Raw genomic sequence first — 24,247 nt, 5'->3', positions numbered from 1 at the left:
CGGCAGGCGGTTGTGACGCCGCCCACCTCACCGAGCCCCCGCCCCCGCCGGCTGCGCCGCGACCGGCTCACCCAGCACATCCTTGAGGAGCTGGGCGCACCACTCCAGCAGCGCCTGGTCGCGCAACGGCTCGCCGCCGACCCGGCGGGTGCTCGGCCGGGGCACGCTGACCTGATCGAGGGCCTGCTTGTAGACCGAGTCCGGGTGGTAGCGCTTGAGCCGGAGCTGCTTCGAGTCCGGCAGCGGCAGCGGGCCGAACCGGATGTGCTTGCCCTGCATCGACACGTCGGTGAGGCCGTACCGCCGGGCCAGCAGCCGGAACCGGGCCACCGCGACCAGGTTCTGCACCGGCGCGGGCGGCTCGCCGTAGCGGTCGGTCATCTCGGCGACCACCTCGCGCAGCCGCTCGTCGTCGCGGGCCTCGGCCAGCTTGCGGTACATCTCCAGGCGAAGCCGCTCCACACCCACGTAGTCGTGCGGCAGGTGCGCGTCGATCGGCAGGTCGACCTTGACCTCGGTCTCCTCCTCCGCGTGCTCGCCCTTGAACGCGGAGACCGCCTCGCCGACCATCCGGACGTAGAGGTCGAAGCCCACGCCCTCGATGTGCCCGGACTGCTCGCCGCCGAGCAGGTTGCCGGCGCCCCGGATCTCCAGGTCCTTCATGGCGACGTACATGCCGGCGCCCAGCTCGGTGTGCTGGGCGATGGTGGCCAGCCGCTCGTGCGCGTTCTCGGTGAGCGGCTTGTCCGACGGGTAGAGGAAGTACGCGTACGCCCGCTCCCGGCCCCGGCCCACCCGGCCGCGGATCTGGTGCAGCTGGGCCAGGCCGAGCAGGTCGGCCCGCTCGACGATGAGGGTGTTGGCGTTCGGGATGTCGATGCCGGACTCGACGATCGTGGTGCAGACCAGGACGTCGAACTCCTTCTCCCAGAAGCCGACCATCACCTTCTCGAGGGCTTCCTCACCCATCTGGCCGTGCGCCACCGCGACCCGGGCCTCGGGCACCAGCTCACGGATCCGGCGGGCCGCCTTGTCGATCGACTCGACCCGGTTGTGCAGGTAGAAGACCTGCCCGTCGCGGAGCAGCTCGCGGTGGATCGAGGCGGCCACCTGCCGGTCGTCGTACGCCCCCACGAAGGTCAGCACCGGGTGCCGCTCCTCGGGCGGGGTGGCGATGGTGGACATCTCCCGGATGCCGGTGATCGCCATCTCCAGGGTGCGCGGGATCGGGGTGGCCGACATGGCCAGCACGTCGACCGAGGCACGCAGCGTCTTCAGGTGCTCCTTGTGCTCGACGCCGAAGCGCTGCTCCTCGTCGATGATGACCAGCCCGAGCTGCTTGAACCGGGTGGCCGACTGGAGCAGCCGGTGGGTGCCGATGACGATGTCGACGGTGCCGTCGCCGACCATCTCCAGCGTCCGCTCGGTTTCCTTGGGCGTCTGGAACCGGGAGAGCTGCCGGATGGTGATCGGGAACTGGCTCATCCGCTCGGCGAACGTGTTGTAGTGCTGCTGCACCAGCAGGGTGGTGGGCACCAGCACGGCCACCTGCTTGCCGTCCTGCACGGCCTTGAACGCCGCCCGGACCGCGATCTCGGTCTTGCCGTAGCCGACGTCGCCGCAGATCAGCCGGTCCATCGGGACGGTCTGCTCCATGTCCCGCTTGACCTCCTCGATGGCGGCGAGCTGGTCGGGCGTCTCCTGCCAGGGGAAGGCGTCCTCCAGCTCCCGCTGCCAGGGGGTGTCCGGGCCGAACGGGTGCCCCTTGGACGCCTTGCGGGCGGCGTAGAGCTGGATCAGCTGCGCGGCGATCTCGCGGACCGCCTTGCGGGCCCGGGCCTTGGACTTCTGCCAGTCCGAGCCGCCCATCTTGTGCAGGGTGGGCTGCTCGCCGCCGACGTAGCGGGAGAGCTGGTCGAGCTGGTCGGTGGGGACGAAGAGGCGGTCGCCGGGCTGGCCGCGCTTGCTCGGCGCGTACTCGATGACCAGGTATTCCCGGCTCGCGCCGTTGACCGTGCGCTGGACCAGCTCGACGTAGCGGCCGATGCCGTGCTGCTCGTGCACCACGTGGTCGCCGGCCTTGAGCTCCAGCGGGTCGATGGTGTTGCGCCGCCGGCTCGGCATCTTGCGCATGTCACGGGTGGAGGTGCCCCGACCGCCGGTGACGTCGTTGCCGGTGAGCAGCACGAACCGGGACGCCTCGTCGACGAAGCCGGCGGTCAGGCAGCCGCAGGAGACCAGCAGGTCACCGGGCGTGGGCGCGGCCGGCACCTCCTCGGTGAGCCGGGCGCCCAGGCCCGCGTCGCGCAGCACCTCGACGGCCCGCTGGGCGGGGCCGTGGCCCTCGAAGACCAGCGCGATCGACCAGCCCTCGCCGGCCCAGCGCTTCAGGTCGTCGACCACCCGGGCGGTCTCGCCGTGGTAGAGCGGGGCCGGCTGGGCGGCCAGGGTCACCGCGATGGCGTCGTCGGGGGTGACGTCGACCTCGGTCGGCTCGTCCTCCCAGGGCTGCCGCGCGGGCGCGGACTCCGCTTCGACCAGGCCGAACGGGGCGAGGGTCCACCAGGGCTGGCGCAGGGCGCGGGCCGCCGTGCGCACGTCGGCCAGGGTCCGGAAGGCGGCGGCGCCGAGGTCGACCGGGGCCTGGCCGCCGACCGCGGCCGCGGCCCAGCTGGCCTGGAGGAACTCCTCGGAGGTACGCACCAGGTCGTGCGCGCGGGTGCGGATCCGCTCCGGGTCGCAGAGCAGCACGTGGGTGCCGGCCGGCATGCAGTCGACCAGCAGCTCCATCGAGTCGGCGCCGATCAGGGCCGGGGCGAGGGACTCCATGCCCTCGACCGGGATGCCCTCGGCCAGCTTGTCGAGGATCTCGGCCAGCTCGGGGTGCTCCTGGGCGAGCGCGGCGGCCCGCTTGCGGACCTCGGGGGTGAGCAGCAGCTCGCGGCAGGGCGGCGCCCAGAGCTGCGGGACGCCCTCGATGGTGCGCTGGTCGGCGACGGCGAAGGTTCGGATCTCCTCGACCTCGTCGCCCCAGAACTCGACCCGGGACGGGTGCTCGTCGGTGGGCGGGAAGACGTCCAGGATGCCGCCGCGCACGGCGAACTCACCGCGCTTGGTGACCAGGTCGACCCGGGCGTACGCCATGTCGATGAGCCGGCGGGCGACCTCCTCCAGGTCCGCCTCGTCACCGGCGGCGAGCTGCACCGGCTCCAGGTCGCCGAGCCCCTTGAGCTGCGGCTGGAGCAGCGAGCGGACGGGCGCCACGACGACCCGCAGGGGGCCGGTGCGCCCGTGCGCGTCGGCCGAGCCGGGGTGGGCCAGCCGGCGCAGGACGGCCAGCCGGCGCCCGACGGTGTCGGAGCGGGGCGAGAGCCGTTCGTGCGGCAGCGTCTCCCAGGACGGGAAGACCGCCACCTGCTCCGGCGGCAGCAGGCTGCCCAGCGCGGAGGCCAGGTCGTCGGCCTCGCGGGTGGTGGCCGTCACGGCCAGCACGGGACGGCCCGCGCCGCCGGCCGGCTCGTCGGCCGCGACGGCGGCGACGGCGAACGGCCGCAGTGCGGCGGGGGCGGTCAGATCGAGGCCGTCGACCTGGGCGGCACCGGAGCGCGCCAGGTCACGCGCCCGGGCCAGCCCGGGGTCGGCCAGGGCGGCGGAGAAGAGTCCGGTGAGCATCAGTGATCACTTCCAGGAGGTCGACGCACGGCGACGACCCCGCGTCCGTTGCGGACGGGGGGTGGCACCATTCGAGACTATCCCGCTCCCCGGACATTCCGGGCCGCAGCCGGCGCGCCGGAATCGATCTTGACGGGGTCCGGGCCGGCGTGGTGCGGTGAGGCACATGACTGGTGAGTACCGGGCGGTGTTCGACGCCGAGGTGATCTTCGCGAACGGCGGCGGGCTGCGGACCGACGGGTTCCGGCTGGACATCCCCGGCCCGGAGATCACCGACGACGAGCTGGCGGCGCTCCTCGTCCGCCACCTCGGGTTGCTCATGGTCGGCGAGGTGCGGATCACCAACCGGACGGTCGTGGCGGAGCCGCACAAGGGCGGTCGCGGGGTGGCCGCCCCGGCGGCCGCCGGGCGACGGCTGATCGAGCTGAGCCACGTGATCACCGACGGCATGGTCACCCTGCCCGGCTGGCAGCCGCCCCGGATCACCGACTGGCTGACCCGCGAGGCGTCCCGGGAGCGGTACGCGCCGGGCGTCGAGTTCCACGTGGCCCAGATCGACATGATCGCCAACACCGGCACCTACGTGGACGCGCCGGCGCACCGCTGGGCGGACGGCGCGGACCTGACCGGCGTCCCCCTGGACCGCCTCGCCGACCTGCCCGGCGTGGTGGTCCGGGTGCCGGCCGGCACCCGGGCGGTGGACCGGCTGCTGCTCGCCCCGTACGAGGTGGCCGGCCGGGCGGTGCTGCTGCACACCGGCTGGGACACGCACTTCGGCACCGAGCGGTACGCCGGCCCCGACGCGCCCCACCTCACCGCCGACGGCGCGGACTGGCTGGTCGAGGCGGGAGCGGCGCTGGTCGGCATCGACTCGATCAACATCGACGACATGACCCCGGCCGCGGCCGGCGAGCGCCCGGCCCACAGCGCCCTGCTCGCCGCCGGCATCCCGATCGTCGAGCACCTGACCAACCTGGCCGCCCTGCCCCCGGAGGGGTTCCGGTTCACGGCCGCCCCGCCGCGCGTGACCGGCATGGGCACCTTCCCGGTCCGCGCCTTCGCAGTCGCCGCCTGAAGTACGGTCACCGCTTGGAGATCTCGGAACGAAATGGCCCCTATGGGGGCCGGTTCCTACCAAGATCTCCAAGCCCGGGCGAACCCTCACGCCGTTCCCACCGACTCAGTCCCTCGGTCCTCGCAGCGGCTTGGGCGCGACGTCGGCACCGCGAACGGTGAGGGACGGTCAGAAGCCCATCTCACCGGGGCCGACGACGGTGAGGCCGACGCGCCCGGCGAGCCACTCGGCCCGCTGCGGCTCGTGCCTGCGGGTGTGCAGGAACACGGTGTGCACGTCCGCTGGCTGATCACCCCACAGGTCCATGGCATTGAGTGTCAGCCCGACGTACCCGTGCTTGACGTCCGGCCCGAGGCCGAGTTCGGGCACCTCCGGCCAGCCCCAGATGTTCCAGGTCAGGCACGCGGGATCAGGTCCGGCGACGCGTACCAACTCCGCGACCGGGCCGAGGCCGCTGACGTGGAGGTCCACGTCGACCAGCGGGTCGGCCGGATCGTGAGGCGCAACCTCGGCGAGCGGGGAGAGATCGTGGACCGCCATCTCCCCCGGGCCACCGGCGCCGGTCCAGTGACCGAATGCGTCGAGATAGCGCGGCAGCCCGGAGACGCGACCGACCCGCGCACACGCCCGCAGGAAGACGTCCCGCAGGTCGGCGATCTCCAGCAGCCGGTCCAACGCACCCAGCGCCCGGTCGACATCGACGGTGTGCAGGACCGGGTACGCCCAGGAGTTGCTCATCAGTAGCGCACGGCGATCCGGCGTTCGACGGCGTCGACGCGGATCTCCCCGCCGTACGGGATGATCAGCTGCGGGTCGGTGTGGCCGAGGTCGACGTCGAAGACCACCACCGGGTCGTCGGTGTACGGCGCGAGGGCCGCCAGGATCGCCTCGCGCTGGGCCTCGCCCCAGGCCCGCCGCTCGTCCGGGGTGTGCGGCTTCTCGAAGTCCCAGGCCTTGGGCCGGCCGACCACGATGGCCGGGAAACCGGCGAGCAGCCCGCGCTCGCCCAGGTTGCGCATGATCCGGAAGACCTCCTGCGCGCCGGGCAGCTCGTTGGACGTTTCGAACACGAGCACCGATCCGGCCAGCTCGGCCGCCGAGGGCACCCGGTCCGCCGCCATCAGCCATCCGATGATCTCCAGGCAGCCGCCCCAGGTGCGCCCCTGGACCACCCGGGCCGGCCCGTGCCAGCGCCAGCCCTCGCCGGGGAACATCACCGGCTCGTGGGCGAGCGTCGCCGGGTCCCGCCAGTCGCGCGGCTCGTCGCCCCACTCGGGCGCCGGGGTCAGCTCGTACCAGCCGGAGGTGAAGAGCGCCGCCCGCAGCGAGTCGAAGGTCAGCGGGTGCGGCGCCCCGGACCGGCCGAGGTGCACCAGCACCGATCCGCCGTGGTAGGCGACGATCCCCAGCCGGTAGAGGTGATTGAGGACGTTGGTGTTGTCGGAGTAGCCGTAGTAGGGCTTCGGGTTGGCCCGCAGCACCGCGTCGTCCAGGAACGGCGTGACCGTGATCAGGTCGTCCCCGCCGACCGTGGCGAGCACCGCGGTGACGCTCGGGTCGGCGAAGGCCGCCGTCAGGTCGCGCGCCCGGTCCCGCGGGTCGGCCCCGACCTGCCGGGTGGTCGGATACTCCACCGGCTCCAGCCCGAGGTCCTCGCGGAGCCGGCGCAGGCCCAACTCGTACACGTGCGGGAAGAGACCCGGCAGGCCGGCGGAGGGCGACACGACCGCGACGCGGTCGCCGGGCTTCGGCTTCGGGGGGTAGCTGGGCAGCACCATGATCCGAAGCTATCGGGCCGGGCCAGCGAATTCTGCCGGAGGAAAGCACCCGAGACGGGCATATGCGGGCAATAGGCTGGGCGCGTGGACGAGCCGCAGCGGGACCCTCCGGTACGAGACTGGCTGCCCCGCACGGCGGCGCTGCTGCTCGGCACGCTCGCTCTGGCCACCGCGTTCATCGCCGCCTACGTCGGCGCGCTGCACCAGCCCCGGCCCCGCGACGTGCCCGTCGGGGTGGTCCTCGGCGACCAGCGCGCCCAGGCCGTGCTGTCCGCCGTCCGCCAGCGCACCGACAAGATCAAACCCGTCGAGTACGACGACCCGGGCGCCGCCGACGACGGCCTGACGGCCCGCGAGGTGTACGGCGTGCTCACCTCCGGACCGGACAACGGCCTGCGCCTGGTCACCGCCAGCGCCTCCGCCCCGGCCGCCGCCGAACTGGTGACCCAGGTGTTCGGCCAGGCCGCCCAGCAGGCGAACGTGCCGATCCAGGTCACTGACGAGGTGCCGGTGGAACGGACCGACCCGCGGGGGCTGGTCCCGTTCTACCTGGCGGTCGGCCTCGTGCTGGGCGGCTACCTGGCCTCCACCGCGCTCGGCCTGAGCACCGGCACCGCCCCGGTGAGCCTGCCCCGGGCCGGGCTGCGGATCGCCGCCCTGGCGGTCTACTCCGTCGTGCTGGGCATCGTGGGGGCAGCCGTCGTCGGACCGGTGCTCGACATCTGGCACCACGACATCCCGGCGGTCGCCGCGGTCGGCGCGCTGGCCGTCTTCGCCGCCGCCATGGTGGCCAGCGCCGTGCAGGCGTGGCTCGGGCTGCTCGGCACCGGCCTCGTGATCCTGCTGCTGGTGGTGCTCGGCAACCCCGGCTCGGGCGGCATCTACGCCCCCGAGTTCCTGCCGGACTGGATGCGCGGGATGCACCGGTGGAACCTGCCCGGCCTGACCACCGACCTGATCAAGTCGGCCGTCTACTTCGACCGCCGCTCGATGGGCTGGACGCTGTCCGGGCTCACCCTCTGGGCCCTGCTCGGGATCGTCGGGCTGCTCGCCGCCACGATCTTCCGGGCCCACCGGCGCGCGGCCCAGGCCGCCCGCGCCCGCCCCGACACCGCCGCCGGGTCGTCCGCCCATGGCTGAGCCGGTCGGCCGGTCCCAGAGTGCAGATGGTCACGCGATCCCCCTCCTTGCGCCGGGGCCCGCGCGGATACCATCCAGGGAGTCGGACAGCGCTGTCCTTCGTACTCGCGTAAGGAGCGCACCGTGACCGACCAGCACGACCACGACGGCCCCGACGCCGCTCTCCGGGCCGACATCCGCCGCCTCGGCACGCTGCTCGGGCAGACCCTCGCCCGCCAGGAGGGCCGGCCCCTGCTCGACCTGGTCGAGGAGATCCGCGCCCAGGTCCGCTCCGACCCGCCGGCCGCCGCCCAGCGCCTCGGCGGGCTCGACGTCACCACCGGCACGAAGCTGGCCCGGGCCTTCTCCACCTACTTCCACCTGGCCAACATCACCGAGCAGGTGCACCGGGCCCGCGACCTGCGCCGGCGGCGGGCCATCCACGGCGGCTGGCTGGACCAGGCGGCCAAGATGATCTCCGAGCGCGGGGTGCCGGCCGAGGAGATCGCCGCCGCGGCCCGCCGGCTCGCGGTACGGCCGGTCTTCACCGCCCACCCCACCGAGGCGGCCCGCCGGTCCATCCTGTCCAAGCTGCGCGCGATCGCCGACGAACTGGACGCCGAGACCGCCAACGCGATCCTCTACGGCGCCAGCGACGAGGGGCCGGCCAACCGGCGCCTCGCCGAGCTGCTCGACCTCATGTGGCAGACCGACGAGCTGCGGCTGGACCGGCCGGACCCGACCGACGAGGCCCGCAACGCCATCTACTACCTGCGGGACCTGCACGCCGAGGCCGCCCCGCAGGTCCTCGACGACCTCGCCGACACGCTGCGCACCCTCGGCGTGGAGACCTCGCCGACCGCCCGCCCGCTGACCTTCGGCACCTGGATCGGCGGCGACCGGGACGGCAACCCGTTCGTCACCCCGACGGTCACCCGCGAGGTGCTGCGCATCCAGCACGAGCACGGCATCGCGGCCACCGAGAAGGCCATGGACGAGCTGATCAACGAGGTCAGCGTCTCCCGGCGCCTGCGCGCGGTCTCCCTCGACCTCTCCGCCAGCCTCGCCGCCGACCTGGACGCGCTGCCCGAGGTGGCGCCCCGGTTCCGCCGGGTCAACGCCGAGGAGCCCTACCGGCTCAAGGCGCGGTGCGTGAAGGCGAAGCTGGCCAACACCCGGGAGCGGCTGCGCACCGGCACCCCGCACGTGCCGGGGCGGGACTACCGCGGCTCGGCCGAGCTGATCGCCGACCTGGAGCTGCTGCGCGCCTCGCTGGCCCGCAACTCCGGGCAGCTCACCGCCGTGGGCCGGCTGGCCTCGACCATCCGTACGGTGTCCGCGTTCGGGCTGCACCTGGCGACCATGGACGTCCGGGAGCACGCCGAGAAGCACCACGAGGTGCTCGCCCAGCTCTACGCGGCGGTCGGCGAGGTCTCCGACTACCCGTCGCTCACCCGGCTGGAGCGCACCAAGCTGCTCGCCGACGAGCTGGCCGGCCGGCGTCCCCTCTCCACCCAGGACAGCCCGCTCACCGAGAGCGCGCAGAAGACCTTCGACGTGTTCGGGACGATCCGCGACGCGCAGGACCGGTTCGGCGCCGAGGTGATCGAGTCGTACATCATCTCGATGACCCTGGGCGTGGACGACGTGCTCGCCGCGGTGGTGCTGGCCCGCGAGGCCGGCCTGGTCGACGTACACAGCGGCCGGGCCCGGATCGGGATCGTGCCGCTGCTGGAGACGCCGTCCGAGTTGAACGCCGGTGGCGAACTGCTGGACGAGTTGCTGTCCCTGCCGGCCTACCGCGCCCTCGTGGCGGCCCGCGGTGACGTGCAGGAGGTGATGCTGGGCTACTCCGACTCCAACAAGGAGGCCGGCATCACCACCAGCCAGTGGTCCATCCACCGGGCCCAGCGCGCGCTGCGGGACGTGGCCGCGCGGCACGGCGTACACCTGCGGCTCTTCCACGGTCGGGGCGGCACCGTCGGCCGGGGCGGCGGCCCCACCCACGAGGCCATCCTGGCCCAGCCGTACGGCACGCTCGACGGCGCGATCAAGGTGACCGAGCAGGGCGAGGTCATCTCCGACAAGTACACGCTGCCCGCGCTGGCCCGGGAGAACCTGGAGCTGACCGTGGCGGCGGTGCTCCAGGCGACGCTGCTGCACACCGCGCCCCGGCAGCCGGCCGAGATGCTGGAGCGCTGGGACGCGACCATGGACGTGGTCTCCGAGTCGGCCTTCCGGTCCTACCGGTCGTTGGTCGAGGACCCGGACCTGCCCGCCTACTTCTGGGCGTCCACCCCGACCGAGCTGCTGGGGGCGCTCAACATCGGTAGCCGGCCGGCGAAGCGGCCGAACACCGGCGCCGGGCTCTCCGGCCTGCGCGCCATCCCCTGGGTGTTCGGCTGGACGCAGACCCGGCAGATCGTGCCCGGCTGGTTCGGTGTGGGCTCCGGGCTGGCCGCCGCGCGGGCGGCCGGGCTGGAGGACGTGCTGGCCGAGATGAACCGGAACTGGCACTTCTTCCGCACGTTCCTGTCGAACGTCGAGATGATGCTGACCAAGACCGACCTGACCATCGCCCGGCGCTACGTGGAGACCCTGGTCCCGAAGAAGCTGCACCCGATCTTCTCCAAGATCGAGCAGGAGTACGAGCTGACCAAGCAGGAGGTGCTGGCGATCACCGCCTCGCCGGCGCTGCTGGACAACTCGCCCGTGCTCCAGCGCACGCTCGCCGTGCGGGACACCTACCTGGAGCCGCTGCACCACCTCCAGGTGGCGCTGCTGCGGCAGTACCGGGACTCCGGCGCCGCGGGCCGCGCGGTGGCCACCGCGCCGGGCGGGCGCCGCGCCCCGAACGACGGTACGGCGCTGGAGCGGGCGCTGCTCACCACGGTGAACGGCATCGCCGCCGGCATGCGCAACACCGGCTGACCCCGGTCGACGAGGACGGCCCCGGTCCCGCCGACCGGGGCCGTCGTCCTCCTGGGCGCGCTACCAGTCGCCGCCGCCGAAGTCCCCGCCGCCGAAGTCGCCCCCACCGAAGTCGCCCCCGCCGAAGTCCCCGCCGTAGCCGCCGGAGTAGTCACCCTGGCCGGCGAAGTCCTGGCCCTGGTCACCGAAGTCCTGGCCCTGGTCACCGCCGTCGCCGCCCTGGTCACCGGCGTCGCCGCCCTGGTCCTGGCCGTCGCCGAAGCCGTCGTTGAAGCCCTCCTGGTACCCGGCCTCGTAGCCGTAACCCGGGTCGGCGAAGGCGGGCGAGAAGAGCGCGTCGGCGATCAGGATGCCGCCGAGGACGCCGGCCCCGGTGCCCAGCGCGGTCTTCCACCACGGCGTCGAGTACCAGCCGGCCGGCACCGGGCGACCCTGCCAGTTTCCGCCCGGATAGTAGTAGGGAGTCTGGTTTCCCGGCTGGGGACCGGCCCGGTAGGTCTGCCCCTGCACGTTGACCTCGCGCTCCTTGGTGAGCATGCCCGCGCCGCGCGCGGCGGCCAGCGGCGGCAGCTCCGGTCCCGGGTCGATGCCCATGGCGGTGCGCGCCGCCCGGATGTACGCCAGCCCCTCCAGCGCGGTCTCCCGGGCCAGCGCGAACTGGTGCGGGGTACCCGCCTGCTCGAGCTGGGAACCGGCCGCGTTGTAGCGCTCGCCCGCGTCGGCCAGCGCCTGGCGGACCGCCGGGGCGTCCCCGTGCAGATTCATGAGCTGCCCGCCGAGCCGCTCGTACCAGCGCTGCGCCTCAGCGCGGGCGTCGGCCAGCTCGGTGGCCCGCCGGGACCTGCTCCCCCACCGCCAGAACACCAGGGCACCTCCGAGCATCAGGATCAGGACCACCCACAGGGCAATCTCCATGACCTCGAACGTACCCAGCGGGCGCACGTCGTACCCGTTTGGCAAGCTCTTCGGCATGAGCTTCTCGACGCTGGCCGTGGTGGTGCTCTGCCTCGCCGCGGGCGGCGCGGTGGGCTGGCTGGCCGCCCGGTCCCGCTCGGCGACCGAGATCGCCCGGCTGGAGGCGACCCTGGCCGCCACGCGGGAGGGCGAGGGGCGGCTGGAGCAGTCCATGCGGGCGCTCAGCTACGAGGCGACCGCACAGTCCCAGGAGGCGGTGGCCCGGGCGGTGGCTCCGCTGCACGACACCCTCCGCCGCTACGAGCAGCGGGTCGCCGAGCTGGAGCGCGACCGTGTCGACGCCTACGCCGAGCTGCGCGAACAGGTGCGGTCGATGAGCGCCGTCTCCGGCGAGCTGCGCACCGAGACCAAGCAGCTCGTCGCGGCGCTGCGCGCGCCGCAGGTGCGCGGCCGCTGGGGTGAGCACCAGCTCCGCCGGATCGTCGAGGCGGCCGGCATGCTGGAGCACTGCGACTTCAACGAGCAGGTCACCGCGGCGACCGATCACCAGGGGGTCCGCCCCGACCTGGTGGTCCGGCTGCACGGCGGGCGCACGGTGGTGGTCGACGCCAAGGCGCCCTTCGACGCCTACCTGACCGCCATGGAGGCGCGCGACGAGCGGGGGCGGGACACCCACCTCGACGCGCACGCGCGGCACCTGCGGGCGCACGTCGACGGGCTGGCCGCCAAAACCTACTGGGCGGCGTTCGACCAGACCCCGGATTTCGTGGTGCTGTTCGTGCCGGCCGACCCGTTCCTCGACGTGGCGTTGCAGCGTGACCCGTCGCTGCTGGAGCACGCCTTCGCCCGCAACGTGGTGCTGGCCACACCGGCCACCCTGGTGGCGCTGCTGCGCACGGTGGCCTACTCGTGGCGGCAGGAGGCGCTGGCCCGCAACGCGGCCACCGTGCACTCTCTGGCCCGCGAGCTCTACGGGCGGCTGTCCACCCTGGGCGACCACGTCGGCAAGCTCGGCGGCGCGCTGAGTGGTGCGGTGACCGCCTACAACCGGGCGGTCGGCTCGCTGGAGGCGCGGGTGCTGGTCAGCGCCCGCAAGCTTGCCGAGCTTGGCGTCTCCGACCAGGAGCTGGCCGCTCCCGCGCAGGTGGAGCTGGCACCCCGCCAGCCGCAGGCCCCGGAGCTGGTGGAGGGCGCGTCCACATCGGTCGATCGGGTGGCAGGCATCGACGGTTGACACACCGCACGTGACGATGACGGCCGATCCTCGTCACGGAGTGGTCACAACCTACTTCGGAGTAGTGACACCGACAGGGCCAGGCCGAAGGATCGCTGTCACGTGCGCCCTGTCTCCTGAAGGGCCCTGTTCTCTGGAGGAAGAGAACGTGAGTCAACCCCGCAACCGGAGCCGGCGTACCTCCGCCGCGCTCTTCGCCTCGGTCCTGGCGGCCGGCGCCATGACCGTCGGAGGTGGCGCCGCGACCGCGAGCGCAGCCCCCGCCGCCGCCCCCGACGCCTCGCAGCCGACCGCCGCCGAGACGCTGGGCGCCCACGACGCCAAGCTCCTCGACGAGGCGGAGGCGAAGCACGCCCCGACCGTCACGCTGATCATCGCCGCCAAGAAGGGCTCGGCCAAGAAGGTCGCCGACGGGCTGGCCGGCCTGGGCGCCTCGGTGAGCCAGCGCTACGACCAGGTCGGCTACGTGCTGGCCAAGGTCCCGACCGCGAAGGTCCTCAAGGCCGCGACGCTCCCGGGCGTCTCCGCCGTCGACCTCGACGAGACCATCAAGCTTCCCGACCCGGCCCCCGAGGCCGCCCCGGCGGGCGCGAAGACCGCCGAGCAGGGCGAGACGCTGGCGGGCCCGGGCACCGACACCGGCGCCGTCAACCCGTACATGCCGACCAACGAGACCGGTGCGGAGGCCTTCAAGGCCGCGCACCCGGAGTGGGACGGCCGCGGCGTCACCATCGGCATCATGGACTCCGGGGTCGACCTGGACCAGCCGGCGCTGCAGAAGACCACCACGGGCGAGCGCAAGATCGTCGACTGGGTGACCGCGACGGACCCGCTGGAGGACGCCTCCTGGCGCGCGATGGCCACCGACGTGGCGGGCCCCTCGTTCACCAACACGCTGGGCACCTGGACCGCGCCGGCCGGCGCCTACAAGTTCAACGTCTTCCGGGAGAACATCACCGCGCTGGACGACGCGCGGGGCGACGTCAACCGCGACGGTGACACCACCGACTTCTGGGGCATCCTCTACAACCCGGTGAACGGCGACATCCGGGTCGACGCCAACCAGAACAACGACTTCACCGACGACGAGCTCATGCGGCCGTACAAGGAGAAGTTCCAGGTAGGCCACTTCGGCACGGACAACCCGGCCACCGCGGTGCGCGAGCAGATCCCGTTCGTGGTCGAGTACCGCCGGAACGTGGACATCGCGCCGGCCGACGGCCAGCCCGGCCCGTACTACGACTACGTCAACATCGGCATCATCGAGGCCACCCACGGCACCCACGTCGCCGGCATCACCGCCGCCAACGACATGCTGGGCAACAGCGCCTTCGACGGCGCCGCCCCGGGCGCCAAGCTCGTCTCGGCCCGCGCCTGCTCGTGGGGCGGCGGCTGCACCGCCGCGGCGCTCACCACCGGCATGGTGGACCTCGTGGTCAACCGCAAGGTCGACGTGGTCAACATGTCGATCGGCGGCCTGCCGGCGCTCAACGACGGCTCCAACGCGCGCGCCAACCTGTACGACGAGCTCATCAGCACCTACGGCGTGCAGATGTTCATCTCGGCCGGCAACTCCGGCCCGGGCCTGAACACCGTCGGCGACCCCTCGGTCGCCAGCAACGTGGTCAGCGTGGCCGCGAACGTCAGCAAGGACACCTGGCTGGCCAACTACGGCTCGGTGGTCCGCAAGGACAACGGCCTGTTCAACTTCTCCTCCCGCGGCCCGCGCGAGGACGGCGGCTTCAAGCCCAACGTGACCGCCCCCGGCTCGGCCATCTCCACCGCGCCGACCTGGCAGCCCGGCAACCCGGTCCCCGAGGCCGGCTACCCGCTGCCCCCGGGCTACCAGATGCTCAACGGCACCTCGATGGCCTCGCCGCAGGCCACCGGCGCCGCCGCGCTGCTGCTCTCGGCCGCCAAGGCGACCGACAAGGGCGTCACCCCGGCCGCGCTGCGCCGGGCCATCTACACCTCCGCCAAGCCGATCGCGGGCGTCCCGACCTACGCGCAGGGCTACGGCATGTTCAACGTGGCGGGCGCGTGGAACCTGCTGGCCGCCGGCGTGCAGACCCGGACCTACACCTCCGCGGCCCCGGTCTGCACCGAGCTGTCGGGGAACCTGACGAAGTACAACAAGGACTCCGGCCTGTTCGAGCCGAGCCCGAACGTGGGCACTGGCATCTACAACCGCTGCGCGGCCGGTAAGGGCGGGCAGAAGGTCAAGGAGAGCCGCTACTACGAGGTCAAGCTGACCCGCACGAGCGGCCCGAACAAGGGTCTCAAGCACACCGTCGCGTTCCGCGGCAACGACGGCACCTTCTCGGCCCCGGCGGTCGTGTGGCTGCCGCTGAACAAGACCGTCACCGTCAAGGTGAAGGCCAAGCCGATGACCGCGGGCGCGCACGGCGCCATCATGACCGTCGACGACCCGGCCACCTCGGTGGTCGACTTCGAGGTCGCCACGGTCGTGGTCGCCGCGACCGCGGTCTCCGCACCGTCCTACTCGTTCTCCACGGGTGGCTCGGTCGAGCGGAACGGCTTCACCTCGTACTTCGTGACGGTTCCGGAGGGCGCGGGCGCGCTGCAGGTCAACCTGTCCGGCATCGCCACCGGTTCGCAGACCCGGTTCCTCGCCTTCAACCCGTACGGCGTGCCGGTCGAGAGCACCGCGAGCACCGCCTGCTACACCAACTTCTCCGACGCCGCCGCCTGCAAGCCGCAGGAGCGGGACTACCAGAACCCGATCCCGGGCGTCTGGGAGATCGAGGTCGAGGCCCGGCGTACGTCGCCGGCGCTGGACAACCCGTTCCAGCTGCAGGCGCGGGTGCAGGGCATCACGGTCGAGCCGGCCGTGGTCGAGCTGCCCTCGGTGACCGCCGGCGCACCGACCGAGGTGAGCTGGGGCCTGACCAACACCTTCGGCCCGGTCCAGGTGACCGGCGTCGGCGGGCCGCTGGCCAGCGTGCACGCCGAGCGGCCGAGCATCGCCCAGGGCGGTCGCCAGGAATACACGGTGGACGTCCCGGCGGGTGCCACCTCGTTCACCGCCCGGATCGGCAACCCGTCCGACCTGAGCGCCGACCTGGACCTGTCGGTCTTCCTCGGCGCGACCCGGGTGGGCCAGTCGGCCGACGGCGACTCGGAGGAGGCGGTCACCCTGTCCAACCCGGCCGCCGGCACCTACCGGGTGGTCGTGGACGGCTACGCGATGAGCGACCCGACCACCGCGTACGACTACCGCGACTCGTTCGCCGCCCCGGCGCTGGGTTCGCTCTCCGCCCCCAGCACCCCGCTGTCCCTGGCCAACGGCGCCACCGCCACCCTGACCGGCACGGTGACCGCCAAGTCCACCCCGGCCGCCGGCCGGGAGCTCTACGGTGACCTGGCCGTCACCACCGTCGAGGGCGCGGTCGTCGGCCGCGGCTCGGTGGAGGTCGGTGCGGTCAACTGACCCGCTGAACCCAGGAGCCCCGCCCCTCATCCGAGGGGCGGGGCTCCGCCGTTTCCGGACCGGTTCCCCGAGATGCGGGTCAGGCGCGGCGCGCGGATTCGACGACGAAGGGGGTGCCCTGCTGGCAGGTGGTCATCATGCCGGGCTCCGCATGGCCGGTGACCTCCACCCGGGCGCCGGGCTTGAGCAGGTCACGCGGGCCGCCGATCAGCAGGTTGTCGTCGAGCAGCAGGCAGTTGGGCTCGACACCGGCGCGGATCGTCCCGCTGAGCGTGGTGGCGCCGGGGCCGGGCGGCTTCGACGGGCCGCCCTTCCAGGTGGGATCCGGGCGGCTCGGGCCGGGAACGGGCTGGCTGGTCACCGGGGCGGCTCCTGTCGGGCTGGTGCCGGGGTCGGGCTGGCAGGCGGGCCATGTTGCGCACGGCCCGGCGCTGCTGGTCACCGGGGTGGCCCCCGACGGGCTGGGGCCGCCGGGCTCGCCGCCGTTGCCGGCGCAGGCGGTCAGCGCCGCGCCGGCGAGCAGGGCGACGAGCACCGTCCGAGGAGTCTTCATGACCGGTTGGACGTGGTCGGTGGCGGTTTCGTTCCGGCCGGTCAGCCGCGGGCCGCCGCGGCCTTCAGGTCGCGCTTGAGCTCCTGCGGCAGCGAGAAGGTCAGCCGCTCGTTGGCGGTCGTGATCTCCTCGACGTCGGCGAAGCCGCGCTCGGCCAGGTGTGCGAGCACCTGCTGGACCAGCTCGTCGGGCACGCTGGCGCCCGAGGTCAGCCCCACGGTGCGGGCTCCCTCCAGCCAGGCGTCGTCGATCTCGTGCGCGAAGTCGACCAGGTGCCCCGCGCGGGCGCCGGCGTCCAGCGCCACCTCGACGAGGCGTACCGAGTTGGAGGAGTTCCGCGAGCCGACGACGATCACCACGTCGCAGTCCGGGGCGATCTCCTTCACCACGTGCTGGCGGTTGGAGGTGGCGTAGCAGATGTCGTCGCTGGGCGGCGACTGGAGCAGCGGCAGCCGCTGCTTGAGCCGGGCCACGGTCTCCAGGGTCTCGTCGACCGAGAGGGTGGTCTGGGAGAGCCAGACGACCTTCTCGGGGTCGCGCACGGTGATCTTGTCGGCGCCGTCCGGGCCGTCCACGAGCTGGATGTGCGCGGGCGCCTCGCCGGCCGTGCCGACGACCTCCTCGTGCCCCTCGTGGCCGATCAGCAGGATGTCGTAGTCCTCGGCGGCGAACCGCCGGGCCTCCTGGTGCACCTTGGTGACCAGCGGGCAGGTCGCGTCGATCGCCTTGAGCGAGCGCGCCCTGGCCTGCTCGTAGACCTCGGGGGCCACGCCGTGCGCGGAGAAGATGACGGTGGCGCCCTCGGGCACCTCCTCGTTCTCCTCCACGAAGATCGCGCCCTTGGCCTCCAGCGTCTGCACCACGTGCTTGTTGTGGACGATCTGCTTGCGCACGTAGATCGGCGCGCCGTAGAGCTTCAGCGCCTCCTCGACGGTCTGCACCGCCCGGTCCACGCCCGCGCAGTAGCCGCGGGGCTTGGCCAGGAGCACGCGCTTGCCGGTCCGGGGAGTCGTCTCAGCGTCAGTCACCCGACCATCGTACGTGCCTCGTTTCCCCCGGCCGGACTGCGAGCTGTGCCACGTCCGGGGCACGCCCCCGCCTGGCGGGGCACCGTCGGGGGTGGGCCTTAGGGTGGGCGGGTGAGCGAAGCGGAGCGGAGCACGTCCGAGGAGCCGTGGCCGGTCCGGGTGGTCAGCCAGAAGATCGGGGCCTGGATCGCCCGGCTGGGGTGGGTGTGGGTCGACGGGCAGATCGCGCAGATCAGCCGGCGGCCGGGGGCGAGCACGGTCTTCCTGACGTTGCGTGACCCGTCGGCAGATCTCAGCCTGACCGTCACCACCAACCGCGACGTGCTCGACGCGGGCGCACCGGAGCTGAGCGAGGGCGCCCGGGTGGTGCTGCACGCCAAGCCCGAGTTCTACGCCGCCCGGGGCACGCTGAGCCTGCGCGCCGACGAGATCCGCCAGGTCGGGTTGGGCGAGCTGCTGGCCCGGCTGGAGAAGCTCAAGAAGCTGCTGGCCGCCGAGGGGCTCTTCGACCGGGCCCGCAAGCGCCGGCCGCCGTTCCTGCCCGGCCGGATCGGGCTGATCACCGGCCGCGCCTCGGCCGCCGAGCGGGACGTGCTGACGAACGCCCGCCGCCGCTGGCCGGCGGTGGAGTTCCGGACGGTCAACGTGGCGGTGCAGGGGCCGAGCGCGGTGCCCGACATCGTGGGCGCGCTCAAGGTGCTCGACGCCGACCCGACCGTCGACGTGATCATCATCGCCCGGGGCGGCGGCGGCATCGAGGACCTGCTGCCCTTCTCCGACGAGGCGCTCTGCCGGGCGGTCTTCGCGTGCCGCACGCCGGTGGTCAGCGCGATCGGCCACGAGACCGACACGCCCCTGCTCGACTACGTCGCCGACGTGCGCGCCTCCACGCCGACCGACGCGGCGAAGCGCATCGTGCCCGACCTGGCCGAGGAGGTACGCCTCATCGGCCAGGCCCGGTCCCGGCTGGAGCGGGCGGTCCGCAACCTGGTCGACCGGGAGCAGCACCGGCTCGACCTGCTGCGCTCCCGGCCGGTGCTGGCCCGCCCGCAGGTGATGGTCGACCAGCGGGCCACCGATGTCACCGCGCTGCGTGACCGGGCCGGCCGCTGCCTGGACCACCGGCTCGGCGCAGCCGGCGACGACCTGCGGCACACCCTGGCGCGGCTGCGCGCCCTCTCCCCCGCGGCCACCCTCGACCGGGGCTACGCCATCGTCCAGCGCGGCGACGGGCATGTGGTGCGCGCCGCGTCCGAGGTGGCCAAGGGCGACCCGCTGCGGGTACGCCTCGCCGAGGGCGAGCTGACCGCGACCGTGGACGGCTGATGGAATGGGACCCGATGACTGACACGACGAAGGACGAGCGGCTCAGCTACGAGCAGGCCCGGGCCGAGCTGGCCTCGGTGGTCGAGCGGCTGGAGGCGGGGGGCACCTCGCTGGAGGAGTCGCTGGCGCTCTGGGAGCGCGGCGAGCAGCTCGCCGGGATCTGCCAGCGCTGGCTGGACGGCGCCCGGGCCCGCATCGACGCCGCCCGGCAGCGCGCCGAGGACTGAGCGGCGGGACGGCCGGAGCCGTCCCGCCGGCACGCTCAGTTGAACAGGTTGTAGAACTCGGCCGGCGCCTCGACGACCTGGTCGGCCGGGGGCTTCTGCGCGGCGGCGGCGTTGCCGTAGTCCGTGTAGCTGATCTTCACGTCCTGCGCGGCGCTCTGCCCGGCGGCCGGGATCTGGAGCACCAGCTCGCTGAGCCGGCCCTGCGGGTCGACCTTGGCGCTGAACGGCACCGACTGCGCCTGCGCGCCGAGCGCGGTGATCACGGCCGGGTCGAGCGAGCCCGCCTCGGCCGCCTTCGACACGTCGACGGTGCCGGCGTACGCGCCGTCGCCGGTCTTCCGGACCTCGGTGATGCCCTGGGTCAGCACCGCGCTGCCGGCCGGGTCGACCTTGTCGAAGTCGAAGCCGAGGGCGCGGTTGCCCTTGATCCGGGTCTGGTCGAGGTGCTGGTACTTGCCCAGGTTGAGGTTCTTGATGCCGGGCACGCTGGCGGCGGCCTTGCCGCCCAGCTCCAGCTTCACCCAGCTGTCCGGCTTGTAGTGGACCAGGTCCAGCTTCATCATCAGGTCCGACGACGGGTCGCCGATCGTCATCCGCATCTCGGCGCTCTGGGTGGGCTCGTGCACCTGCCCCTCGGCGGTGGAGCCGGCGCCGGACATGGTGAACCGGAAGTTCCCGTCGCGGATCGCGTTGGTGGAGTCGAGCAGGGCCTGCTTGGCGTCGCCGGCGGGGGTGCCGCTCGGGGCGATGCTGCCGGAGGCGGCCGGGGTCGCGGAGGCACCCGCGCCGGCGGTCCCGGTGTTGTTGCACGCGGCCAGGCCGGGGATGAGCAGCGCCGCGGCGAACGCGGTGGCGCTGAAGCGTCGAATCGTCACGTCAACCTCTCCAGGTGGGTCGTCCGGCCCACGGAGGTGCCGGAGTCGGGGCGCCGCAGCCCGGACGCCGGCTCCGGCGCACGAGCCCGCTCCGGCCGGTGTGATCGGCTCCGGTGGGCTCGTGCCCCCTTCTGTTCCCTGAAGCGGTGTTCCGCAATCCCTGTCCGGTGCGGGAGAACGACCTCGCCCCGGCGGCGGGCTCAAGTCAGCGCAGCGCGGTGGCCAGCTCGCGCAGTTCCGCCTCCCCGGCGTCGCCGACCACGAGCACGGTGCGGTTCGGCTCCAGCAGGACGAGGGCCTGCTCGTTGCCCCGGGCGGTGTACCGCTGCCAGCTCGTGCCGCCGGGCAGGTCGGCCGGGCCCTGCGGCTGGCCGCCGCTCAGCTCGGCCGGCAGCAGCTTCTCCGCCGGCACGTTGCTCTCCACCAGCTGCGCGCCCCGGCCCTCCGGGGTCACGTACCCGATGCGGAGCGTCCCGGCGCCGGTTTCGGTCTGGTAGCGGGCGCTGACCGTACGCCAGTCGGAGCCCAGCCCGCGCGGCTCGGCGACTGGGAAGGCGTTGGCGGCGCGGGCCTGCTCGAAGGCGGGCGCGGGGTCGACGGTGACCGGCTCGTCCCCGCCGAGGAAGCCCCGGTAGAAGGCGACCAGCAGGGCGATCGGGACCAGCAGCACCAGCAGCGACAGCGCCATGTCCTTCGGCGACCGCTCGGACCGGGCCTTCTCCTTCCGCGCGGGCGGCGCGGGCTTCTCCCCGGCGTCGGCGGCGGGCGCGGTCGGCTCGACCAGGGCGGGTTCGCCGGCCGGCGGGGTCGCCCCGGCGGTCGGCCGCATCGGCGGCTGGCCGTCGGGCGGGGTGGCGTCGGTCGGTACGCGGTCGGCAGGCTGTGCGGCTTCCACCCGGCCATTCTCGCAGCCGCCCGGAGGACGTGATCCTGGCCTCCTCCGCCCCGCTCCGGCGTCGAACCTGAGATCGTGTGAGGATCAGCGACAAAACCGGCGGCGGCGACGGCCGCATCCCGCCGGTCCACCCCGCAACGTCGCGAGGAGGAAGCCGTGATGACAACCACCAGGACGCGGACGCCCCAGGATCTCGACCGCAACCTCGCCCTCGACCTGGTCCGGGTGACCGAGGCGGCGGCCATGGCCGCCGGCCGCTGGGTCGGCCGGGGCGACAAGGAGGGCGGCGACGGAGCCGCCGTCGACGCCATGCGCAAGCTCATCAACTCGATCCCGATGCGCGGGGTCGTGGTGATCGGCGAGGGCGAGAAGGACAACGCCCCGATGCTCTTCAACGGTGAGGAGGTCGGCGACGGGACCGGTCCCGAGGTGGACGTGGCGGTCGACCCGATCGACGGCACCACACTGATGAGCAAGGGCATGCCGAACGCGCTGGCCGTGCTCGCGGTGGCCGAGCGGGGCGCGATGTTCGACCCGAGCGCCGTCTTCTACATGGAGAAGCTCGCCGTCGGCCCGATGTACGCCGACGTGGTCGACATCAACGCCGGGGTGGCCGAGAACATCCGTCGGATCGCCAAGGTCAAGGGCACCGACCCCGCCGAGGTGACGGTCTGCGTGCTGGACCGGTCGCGCCACGACGACCTGGTGAAGCAGATCCGGCGGACCGGGGCGGGCATCCGGTTCATCTCCGACGGCGACATCGCCGGCGCCATCGCGGCGGCCCGGGGCGAGTCCGACGTCGACGTGCTGATGGGCATCGGCGGCACCCCGGAGGGCATCACCGCGGCCTGTGCGTTGAAGTGCATGGGCGGCATGATGCAGGCCAAGCTCTGGCCCAAGGACGCGGAGGAGCGGGAGAAGGCGCTGGCCGCCGGGCACGACCTGGACCGGGTGCTCTTCACCGACGACCTGGTCACCGGCGACAACTGCTTCTTCGTGGCCACCGGCGTCACGTCCGGGGACCTGCTGCGCGGCGTGCGCTACCGGGCGGGTGGGGCGTACACCCAGTCGATCGTGATGCGCTCGAAGAGCGGCACGATCCGGGTGATCGACTCCTACCACCGCCTGGAGAAGCTCGCCCTCTACTCGGCGGTCGACTTCGACGGGCGTCCCCTGGCCGAACAGGAGTGACCGCGACCGGGACTGCGGCGCCCCCGACGCTGTCGCCCGCGCGGCGGATCGCCGGCACCGGGCTGGCCACCGCCTCGGGGGTCGCGGTGGCCGTCCAGTCCCGGATCAACGGCGAGCTCGGTGTACGGCTGGCCGACGGGATCGCCGCCGCGGTGGTCTCGTTCGGCCTGGGCCTGCTGGTGCTGCTGGTGCTGGTTCCCGCCACCCCAGGTGGCCGGCGGGGACTGGCCGCCCTGCGGGCCGCGCTCCGGGACGGCTCGCTGCGGCCGTGGCAGTGCCTGGGCGGGGTCTGCGGCGCCTTCCTGGTCGCCACCCAGGGGCTGACCATCGGCACCCTCGGCGTGGCGGTGTTCACCGTCGCCGTGGTGGCCGGGCAGACCGGCAGCAGCCTGCTTGTCGACCGGGCCGGCATCGGCCCGACCGGGCGGCAGCCGGTCACCCCGAACCGGCTGGTCGGCGCGGTGCTCACCGTGTTGGCCGTGCTGCTGGCGGTGGGCGACCGGCTCGGCGATCCGGGTGCCCTGGCGTTGGCCCTGCTGCCGCTGGCCGCCGGGGTGGGCATCGCCTGGCAGCAGGCGGTGAACGGCCGGGTCCGGGGGGCCGCCGGCAGCGCCGTGACCGCCACGCTTGTCAATTTCACCGTCGGCACGGTGGCGCTGCTCGTCACCTTCGCGGTGGAGGTGGCGGTCCGGGGCCGCCCGGCCGGCGGTTTCCCGACCGAGCCGTGGCTCTACCTGGGTGGCCCCATCGGCATCGTGTTCATCGCGCTGGCCGCCGCCATCGTCCGGTTCACCGGTGTGCTGCTGCTCGGCCTGGCCACCATCGCCGGGCAGGTCGTCGGCGCCGTGCTGCTGGACCTGCTGCTGCCCACCGCCGCCTCGCATCCCACGCCGACCACCCTGCTGGGGGCGGGGCTGACCCTGGTCGCGGTGCTGGTAGCCGCGGTCGGGCCGCCCCCGCGGCCGGTCGGGCGCGCAGCGCCGCCACCGTCTCCTTGACCGCCCGGTCCAGCGGCGTCGCGTCGACGCCGAGGGTGGCGGTGGCGGCGGTCGAGTCCAGCACGTACGGCCGGCGGAACTGGTAGGCGGTCTCCCGCAGCTCCCGTGCCATCGGGTTGGCCAGCCCGCCGAGCCACAGCACCGGGTACGGCATCCGGGTCAGTCGCGGCGCGGGCGCGCCGACCAGGGCGGCGGCGCGGGCGGCCAGGTCCCGCATCGACACGGCGGGGGCGCTGGGCACGTGCCAGGCCCGGCCCCAGGCCCGCTCGTCGGTCGCGGCGGCGACGAGGGTGCGGGCGACGTCGGGAATGTACGTCCAGGTGTGCGGGGCGTCCCAGTCGACCGGCAGGAACACCCGCTGCCCGGCGAGCACCCGGGGCAGCACCATCATGGCCAGCGAGGTGCCTCCGGCGCCGAGGTAGTCGGAGCCGCGCACCTCGGTGATCCGGGCGCGGCCGGCCCGGTGCGCGGCCAGCGCGTCGGCCCACATCCGGTTCCGGACCTGCCCCTTGGTGCCCGTGGAGGCGAGGGGGGTCGCCTCGGTCATCGGGGCGTCGACCGGGCCGTACCCGTAGAGGTTCCCCACGGTGGCGAGCACCGCGCCGGTCCGCTCGGCGGCGGTGAGCAGCGCGGCGGCCAGCGGCGGCCAGTCCAGCGGCCAGCGGTGGTACGCCGGGTTGGCGCAGTTGTGCAGCGCCACCGCGCCCTCGGTCAGGGCGGCCAGCCGGTCCGCGTCGGCGGCGTCGGCGGCGATCCGTTCGATCGCGGGGTGCGCCGGTCCGCTGCCACGGCGGGTCACCACCCGCACCCGGTCGCCGCGCTCAGCGAGGAGCCGGGCGGTGGCGGTGCCGACGGGTCCGGCGCCGACGATCACGTGCAGGGCCATGAGGGCCACCCTTCGAAGCAGGAATCCGATGCGAGAGCACCGCTCTCGCAACAGAGCATGACCGACGCCCACCCCGCTCGTCAAGAGCAGTGC

17 protein-coding genes and 1 pseudogene are annotated in these 24,247 nt (G+C 73.5%); 9 read left to right on the top strand and 9 right to left on the bottom strand.

Annotated features, from left to right (window positions below; translation table 11 throughout):
* Positions 1-27: 27 nt before the first annotated feature.
* On the bottom strand, positions 28-3,672 hold the full coding sequence (gene mfd, locus ACQP12_RS04300) for a transcription-repair coupling factor (RefSeq protein WP_357940999.1): 3,645 nt from the start codon (positions 3,670-3,672) through the stop codon (positions 28-30).
* A gap of 166 nt (positions 3,673-3,838) precedes the next feature.
* On the opposite strand from mfd, the gene ACQP12_RS04295 reads away from it, so the two are divergent.
* A complete protein-coding gene (locus ACQP12_RS04295) occupies positions 3,839-4,747 on the top strand; it encodes a cyclase family protein (protein WP_433285172.1) in 909 nt (302 codons plus the stop codon).
* Between the two features lie 168 nt (positions 4,748-4,915).
* Here the strand turns inward: ACQP12_RS04295 and ACQP12_RS04290 are convergent, their stop codons facing one another.
* Both ACQP12_RS04290 and ACQP12_RS04285 read right to left on the bottom strand, forming a co-directional pair.
* Positions 4,916-5,485, bottom strand: coding sequence for a hypothetical protein (locus ACQP12_RS04290; RefSeq protein WP_433285170.1), 570 nt, complete (start codon positions 5,483-5,485; stop codon positions 4,916-4,918).
* Positions 5,485-6,525 (bottom strand): S66 family peptidase, encoded by a 1,041-nt coding sequence (locus tag ACQP12_RS04285; RefSeq protein WP_433285168.1) that lies wholly within the window; start codon positions 6,523-6,525, stop codon positions 5,485-5,487. The genes ACQP12_RS04290 and ACQP12_RS04285 overlap by 1 nt, the downstream gene beginning before the upstream one ends.
* A gap of 84 nt (positions 6,526-6,609) precedes the next feature.
* Between ACQP12_RS04285 and ACQP12_RS04280 the strand changes: the two genes are divergently transcribed.
* A complete protein-coding gene (locus tag ACQP12_RS04280) occupies positions 6,610-7,665 on the top strand; it encodes a hypothetical protein (RefSeq protein ID WP_433285166.1) in 1,056 nt (351 codons plus the stop codon).
* Between the two features lie 123 nt (positions 7,666-7,788).
* On the top strand, positions 7,789-10,575 hold the full coding sequence (gene ppc, locus ACQP12_RS04275; protein ID WP_433285164.1) for a phosphoenolpyruvate carboxylase: 2,787 nt from the start codon (positions 7,789-7,791) through the stop codon (positions 10,573-10,575).
* A 60-nt stretch (positions 10,576-10,635) separates the two neighbouring features.
* Here the strand turns inward: ppc and ACQP12_RS04270 are convergent, their stop codons facing one another.
* Positions 10,636-11,490, bottom strand: coding sequence for a hypothetical protein (locus ACQP12_RS04270; RefSeq protein ID WP_433285162.1), 855 nt, complete (start codon positions 11,488-11,490; stop codon positions 10,636-10,638).
* 55 nt (positions 11,491-11,545) lie between these two features.
* On the opposite strand from ACQP12_RS04270, the gene ACQP12_RS04265 reads away from it, so the two are divergent.
* Together ACQP12_RS04265 and ACQP12_RS04260 are read left to right on the top strand one after the other, a co-directional pair.
* On the top strand, positions 11,546-12,724 hold the full coding sequence (locus ACQP12_RS04265) for a DNA recombination protein RmuC (protein WP_357940987.1): 1,179 nt from the start codon (positions 11,546-11,548) through the stop codon (positions 12,722-12,724).
* Between the two features lie 148 nt (positions 12,725-12,872).
* Positions 12,873-16,175 carry a S8 family serine peptidase gene (locus ACQP12_RS04260; protein WP_433285160.1) on the top strand — a complete coding sequence of 1,101 codons (3,303 nt, stop codon included), beginning with the start codon at positions 12,873-12,875 and terminating at the stop codon, positions 16,173-16,175.
* 79 nt (positions 16,176-16,254) lie between these two features.
* On the opposite strand, the gene ACQP12_RS04255 is transcribed toward ACQP12_RS04260, so the two are convergent.
* The gene (locus tag ACQP12_RS04255) at positions 16,255-16,728 is read right to left on the bottom strand and encodes a hypothetical protein (protein WP_433285158.1); all 474 of its coding nucleotides are present in this window, start codon (positions 16,726-16,728) and stop codon (positions 16,255-16,257) included.
* Positions 16,729-16,769: 41 nt separating this feature from the next.
* Positions 16,770-17,756, bottom strand: a complete 987-nt coding sequence (locus ACQP12_RS04250) for a 4-hydroxy-3-methylbut-2-enyl diphosphate reductase (protein ID WP_357940981.1) — start codon at positions 17,754-17,756, stop codon at positions 16,770-16,772.
* A 111-nt stretch (positions 17,757-17,867) separates the two neighbouring features.
* On the opposite strand from ACQP12_RS04250, the gene xseA reads away from it, so the two are divergent.
* The gene (xseA, locus tag ACQP12_RS04245) at positions 17,868-19,082 is read left to right on the top strand and encodes an exodeoxyribonuclease VII large subunit (protein WP_357940979.1); all 1,215 of its coding nucleotides are present in this window, start codon (positions 17,868-17,870) and stop codon (positions 19,080-19,082) included.
* 14 nt (positions 19,083-19,096) lie between these two features.
* On the top strand, positions 19,097-19,309 hold the full coding sequence (locus ACQP12_RS04240) for an exodeoxyribonuclease VII small subunit (RefSeq protein WP_262287098.1): 213 nt from the start codon (positions 19,097-19,099) through the stop codon (positions 19,307-19,309).
* Positions 19,310-19,344: 35 nt separating this feature from the next.
* On the opposite strand, the gene ACQP12_RS04235 is transcribed toward ACQP12_RS04240, so the two are convergent.
* Both ACQP12_RS04235 and ACQP12_RS04230 read right to left on the bottom strand, forming a co-directional pair.
* Positions 19,345-20,184, bottom strand: coding sequence for a hypothetical protein (locus tag ACQP12_RS04235; protein ID WP_433285155.1), 840 nt, complete (start codon positions 20,182-20,184; stop codon positions 19,345-19,347).
* Positions 20,185-20,389: 205 nt separating this feature from the next.
* Positions 20,390-21,079 carry a DUF4245 family protein gene (locus ACQP12_RS04230; protein WP_433285153.1) on the bottom strand — a complete coding sequence of 230 codons (690 nt, stop codon included), beginning with the start codon at positions 21,077-21,079 and terminating at the stop codon, positions 20,390-20,392.
* A gap of 159 nt (positions 21,080-21,238) precedes the next feature.
* Here ACQP12_RS04230 and glpX point away from each other — a divergent pair, with 159 nt between their 5' ends.
* Entirely contained in the window at positions 21,239-22,270 is a 1,032-nt protein-coding gene (gene glpX / locus ACQP12_RS04225; protein ID WP_091313972.1) for a class II fructose-bisphosphatase, read from the top strand.
* Entirely contained in the window at positions 22,267-23,268 is a 1,002-nt protein-coding gene (locus tag ACQP12_RS04220) for a DMT family transporter (RefSeq protein WP_433285151.1), read from the top strand. Before glpX ends, ACQP12_RS04220 begins: the two co-directional genes overlap by 4 nt.
* Here the strand turns inward: ACQP12_RS04220 and ACQP12_RS04215 are convergent.
* Positions 23,222-24,154: pseudogene (locus ACQP12_RS04215) on the bottom strand (NAD-dependent epimerase/dehydratase family protein); the annotation flags it as partial. The gene ACQP12_RS04220 and the pseudogene ACQP12_RS04215 sit on opposite strands and share 47 nt — an antisense overlap.
* Between the last annotated feature and the right edge of the window lie 93 nt (positions 24,155-24,247).

Source organism: Micromonospora sp. CA-244673, from assembly GCF_050948395.1.
In the GTDB taxonomy this organism is placed as follows: domain Bacteria; phylum Actinomycetota; class Actinomycetes; order Mycobacteriales; family Micromonosporaceae; genus Micromonospora.
Note: the sequence above shows the minus strand (reverse complement) of the source record. Positions and strands in the feature narration are given on the sequence as shown.

Excerpts from the sequence above, each read along its gene's own strand:
- mfd (WP_357940999.1), bottom strand. The coding sequence starts at position 3,672 with ATGCTCACCGGACTCTTCTCCGCCGCCCTGGCCGACCCCGGGCTGGCC.
- ACQP12_RS04295 (WP_433285172.1), top strand. The coding sequence starts at position 3,839 with ATGACTGGTGAGTACCGGGCGGTGTTCGACGCCGAGGTGATCTTCGCG.
- ACQP12_RS04290 (WP_433285170.1), bottom strand. The coding sequence starts at position 5,485 with ATGAGCAACTCCTGGGCGTACCCGGTCCTGCACACCGTCGATGTCGAC.
- ACQP12_RS04285 (WP_433285168.1), bottom strand. The coding sequence starts at position 6,525 with ATGGTGCTGCCCAGCTACCCCCCGAAGCCGAAGCCCGGCGACCGCGTC.
- ACQP12_RS04270 (WP_433285162.1), bottom strand. The coding sequence starts at position 11,490 with ATGGAGATTGCCCTGTGGGTGGTCCTGATCCTGATGCTCGGAGGTGCC.
- ACQP12_RS04265 (WP_357940987.1), top strand. The coding sequence starts at position 11,546 with ATGAGCTTCTCGACGCTGGCCGTGGTGGTGCTCTGCCTCGCCGCGGGC.
- ACQP12_RS04255 (WP_433285158.1), bottom strand. The coding sequence starts at position 16,728 with ATGAAGACTCCTCGGACGGTGCTCGTCGCCCTGCTCGCCGGCGCGGCG.
- ACQP12_RS04240 (WP_262287098.1), top strand. The coding sequence starts at position 19,097 with ATGACTGACACGACGAAGGACGAGCGGCTCAGCTACGAGCAGGCCCGG.
- glpX (WP_091313972.1), top strand. The coding sequence starts at position 21,239 with ATGACAACCACCAGGACGCGGACGCCCCAGGATCTCGACCGCAACCTC.